Raw genomic sequence first — 3,681 nt, forward strand, 5'->3', positions numbered from 1 at the left:
CCGCTTGCCGCCTGTCCGGCGCGCGCGGCATCGAGCAGTTTCGACGGCGGCGGCGGCGGACCGCCGTCGCGCGGCCTGCCGCCGGCATCGAGCAGGCGCACGTAGCCGAAGCCATCGCCGCCGACATCGCGCTCCAGCAGCGCCATGGGCACCGGCGTGCCGCCGGCGAGCGCCGTGCGCAGCGCCCAGGAATCCGCGAGCCGGTGCAGCGCATCGAGCGTGTCGCGCTGCATGCGCGCGAAGACGCTCTCGGCCACCGACAGGTCGGTCGCGACGCGCGCCAGCGACTGACGCTGGCTGAAGCGCTCGCCCCAGGCGAGCGTCGTCAGCAGCAGCATCGGCAGCAGCAGCACGCTCGGCAGCAGCACCAGCAGCAGCAGGCGATGGCGGATGCCGTGGCCGTAGCGGCCGAACAGGCGTACCGGCATCAGGCGGATGGCCGGGGCATCGGCAGCGGCACACCCGCGCTCAGGATGGACGCCCCTGCCAGGCGGCGAGCTTGCGATCCAGGGTCTTGCGGGCGATGCCGAGGCGGCGCGCGGCCACGGACTTGTTGCCGCCGCAGGCATCGAGCACCTGCAGGATGTGGCGCTTCTCGACGGCATCGAGCGCAAGCGGCGCCGGCTCCGGCACGCCTGTCGCGGCCGTCACGACCGCGCTCGCGCTGGCCGCGCTTGCAGCGGCGGCGGCGATGGCCGGCGTCTGCGGCAGGCACTCGGCCGGCGGGCAGCCGAGCAGCAGCGCGCGTTCGATGAGGTTGCGCAGCTCACGGACGTTGCCGGGCCAGTCGTGCGCGGCCAGTGCCGCCAGCGCCGCGGCATCGAGCAGCGGCGCCGGCAGGCCGAGTTCGCCGGCGAGCTGCTGCGCGAAATGCTGCGCAAGCGGCGCGAGGTCGGCCGGGCGCTCGCGCAGCGGCGGCAGGCGCAGCGCCAGCACGTTCAGCCGGTAGTACAGATCGGCGCGGAAACGCCCGGCGGCGACCTCGGCGGCCAGATCGCGGTTGCTGGCGGTGATGATGCGCACGTCGATCGCGCGCTCGCGCTCGCTGCCGAGCGGGCGCACGCGCCGGTCCTCCAGCACGCGCAGCAGCGCCGTCTGCATGCCGAGCGGCAGCTCGCTGATCTCGTCGAGGAACAGCGTGCCGCCGTCGGCGTGCGCGAACAGGCCCTCGCGCCCGGCCAGCGCGCCGCTGAAGGCACCGCGCACGTGTCCGAACAGCTCGCTCTCCAGCAGCTCGCGCGGCAGCGCGCCGCAGTTGAGCGGTACGTAGGGGCCGCTGCGCCCGCTCAGGCGATGCACGGCGCGCGCGACGCATTCCTTGCCGGTGCCGCTCTCGCCCTCGATCAGCAGCGTCGAGGGATGCGGCGCGATGCGCCGGATCAGCGCGCTCAGATCACGGATCGCCGTGCTGTCGCCGATCAGCTCCGCGACCGGTGCCGGCGGCTGCGGCCGGCCCGGCTGCGGCAGCAGCGCCGCGGCGCGACGCACGGATTCGAGCACCTGATCGAGCCGCGCCGGCTTCAGCAGGAAGTCGGCGGCACCGGCGCGCAGCGCCCGGATCGCGGTGTCGAGATCGGCATAGGCCGTGATCACGATCAGTTGCTCGTGCGCGCCGGCGGCGCGCAGTTCTGCCAGCCAGTCGACGCCCGAACCGTCCGGCAGGCGCTGGTCGACCAGCAGCAGGTCGTAGTGCGCCGCCAGGCGCGCCGCACGCGCCGCCTCCAGGCTGCCGGCCGCTTCGACCCGCGCGACATGGCGTGCCAGCGCCCGGCAGAGGAAGTTGCACATGCCGGGCTCGTCATCGACGACGAGCACCGCCAGTGCATCGAGGCGCGGCAACGGCTCCGGAACGGCGGGCACGGGGCAGAAGGACATGAGCGTCACCGGCAGTGGACGTGAATGAAACATGCATTACCTGCCGGCAATGTATGGGCCATGCAGGCCCGAATTCACGCTGCACCGCACCAAGTAGCGTCCGTGCGCAGCGCGCAGCAGTCGCTATGCTGCCCCCTCCTTCACCGGCAGCCGGAATCCGCAGACATGCGCGGGACCGAGCATGAGAGGCAGACATGAGTGAGGGCATCCGTGATGGCGTCGCCTGCAGTGCCGGCATCAGCGCGGTGATCCTCGCCGGCGGCCGCGGCAGCCGCATGGGCGGGGTCGACAAGGGCCTGATCGAGGTGGCCGGAACGGCGCTGATCGACCGCACGCTCACCGCGCTGCGCCCGCAGGTGTCCACGGTGCTGATCAACGCCAACCGCAACCGGGAAGCCTATGCGCGGCGCGGCTGCCCGGTGCTCGCCGATGCCACGCCGGACTACGACGGCCCGCTCGCCGGCATGGCCGCGGCGCTGGCGGTGATCGAAACGCCGTGGCTGCTGGCCGTGCCCTGTGACTGCCCGCAGCTTGCGCCGGATCTGGCCGCCCGCCTGCTCGCCGCCGCCGAAGCCGCCGGTGCCGAACTCGCGGTCGCGCACGACGGCGGGCGCCTGCAGCCGGTGTTCGTGCTGCTGCACCGCGACCTGCGCGTGCCGCTCGCGCAATACCTGGACGGCGGCGGGCGCAAGCTTGAGCACTGGTACCGGAGCCGGCGCATGACCGAAGCCGATTTCAGCGACCGGCCGCAGACCTTCGTGAACCTCAACTCACCCGACGAGAAATCCGCCTACGAGGCGAACCGGCCGCCGGCCGGCTGATCGCGTCCGCCGCCCGTGCGGGTCTTCTTCTCCTCGTACATCTGCTGATCGGCCTGTTCCCAGGCGGCCTGGATGCCGGCGTCGGGCCGGCGGCAGGCGATGCCGATCGAGGCATCGACCCCGGCTTCGCGCAGCGCCGTGCGCAGCCGTCCGGCGAGCCGCCGGCCGTGCGGCCCATCGCACTCGGCGCACAGCACGCCGAATTCGTCGCCGCCGAGGCGCGCGACCACATCGACCGTGCGCGCGGCCTTGCGCAGCGCCCCGGCGGCCCGGCAGATCAGCTCGTCGCCGGCGGCGTGCCCCGAACCGTCGTTGATGCGCTTGAGGCCATCGAGGTCGACGACGATCACGCAGGCAGCGGCACCGTAGCGCCGGCAGCGGCCTTCCTCGTGTTCGAGGAAGCGGGTCCAGGCGCGCCGGTTGTACAGCGCCGTCATCGCATCGGTCAGCGCCTCGGCCTGCAGGCGCTCGGCACGGCGCGCCGCCTCGGTCGCGGCCAGATCCTTCTGCAGCACGGTGCCGAGCAGCAGCGCCAGCAGTTCGAGCAGCGGCTGTTCGGCGCGCAGGGATTCATCCTGCGGCCTCGGATCGATCGCACACAGCGTGCCGAACAGCGAGCCATCGGCCCGGCGCAGCGGCAGGCCGATGTAGGCACCGATGCGCACCTGCCGGCCGATCGGCGCCTCGGCATAGGCCGGCACGCCAGCGGCATCGGGCGCCACCCGCGGCCCGAGTCCCTGCACCATCCGCGAACAGAAGGAATCCGACCAGCGGAACACCGTGCCGGGGCGCACGCCGTAGCCGTGGTCCTCGACGTGCAGCACGATCCAGTCCTCGCCTTCGGTGCGCGTCACCATCCAGAGATCGAACCCGAAGCGTGCATGCAGATAGCCGAGCACCGCCCGGACCGCACTCTCGAAGTCTTCGCAAGGCTGGTCGCTGATCGACATGGGAGCACCTGCACACCGGCTGCCGGGGGATGCGG

General features: G+C 72.9%; 3 protein-coding genes and 1 pseudogene. 1 reads left to right on the top strand and 3 read right to left on the bottom strand.

Annotated elements, in window-relative coordinates; all coding sequences use genetic code 11:
- Both PKE44_RS16440 and PKE44_RS16445 read right to left on the bottom strand, forming a co-directional pair.
- Window positions 1–428 (bottom strand): annotated as a pseudogene (locus tag PKE44_RS16440) (hypothetical protein); the annotation flags it as partial.
- 40 nt (window positions 429–468) lie between these two features.
- A complete protein-coding gene (locus PKE44_RS16445) occupies window positions 469–1,875 on the bottom strand; it encodes a sigma-54 dependent transcriptional regulator (protein WP_324553357.1) in 1,407 nt (468 codons plus the stop codon).
- 194 nt (window positions 1,876–2,069) lie between these two features.
- Here PKE44_RS16445 and mobA point away from each other — a divergent pair, with 194 nt between their 5' ends.
- The gene (gene mobA / locus PKE44_RS16450; protein ID WP_324553360.1) at window positions 2,070–2,696 is read left to right on the top strand and encodes a molybdenum cofactor guanylyltransferase MobA; all 627 of its coding nucleotides are present in this window, start codon (window positions 2,070–2,072) and stop codon (window positions 2,694–2,696) included.
- Here mobA and PKE44_RS16455 read toward each other — a convergent pair.
- The gene (locus tag PKE44_RS16455) at window positions 2,666–3,646 is read right to left on the bottom strand and encodes a sensor domain-containing diguanylate cyclase (protein ID WP_324553363.1); all 981 of its coding nucleotides are present in this window, start codon (window positions 3,644–3,646) and stop codon (window positions 2,666–2,668) included. The genes mobA and PKE44_RS16455 overlap by 31 nt on opposite strands.
- Between the last annotated feature and the right edge of the window lie 35 nt (window positions 3,647–3,681).

It is taken from the genome of Plasticicumulans sp. (assembly GCF_035331805.1).
GTDB lineage: Bacteria > Pseudomonadota > Gammaproteobacteria > Competibacterales > Competibacteraceae > Plasticicumulans.

Excerpts from the sequence above, each read along its gene's own strand:
- PKE44_RS16445 (WP_324553357.1), bottom strand. The coding sequence starts at position 1,875 with ATGTCCTTCTGCCCCGTGCCCGCCGTTCCGGAGCCGTTGCCGCGCCTC.
- mobA (WP_324553360.1), top strand. The coding sequence starts at position 2,070 with ATGAGTGAGGGCATCCGTGATGGCGTCGCCTGCAGTGCCGGCATCAGC.
- PKE44_RS16455 (WP_324553363.1), bottom strand. The coding sequence starts at position 3,646 with ATGTCGATCAGCGACCAGCCTTGCGAAGACTTCGAGAGTGCGGTCCGG.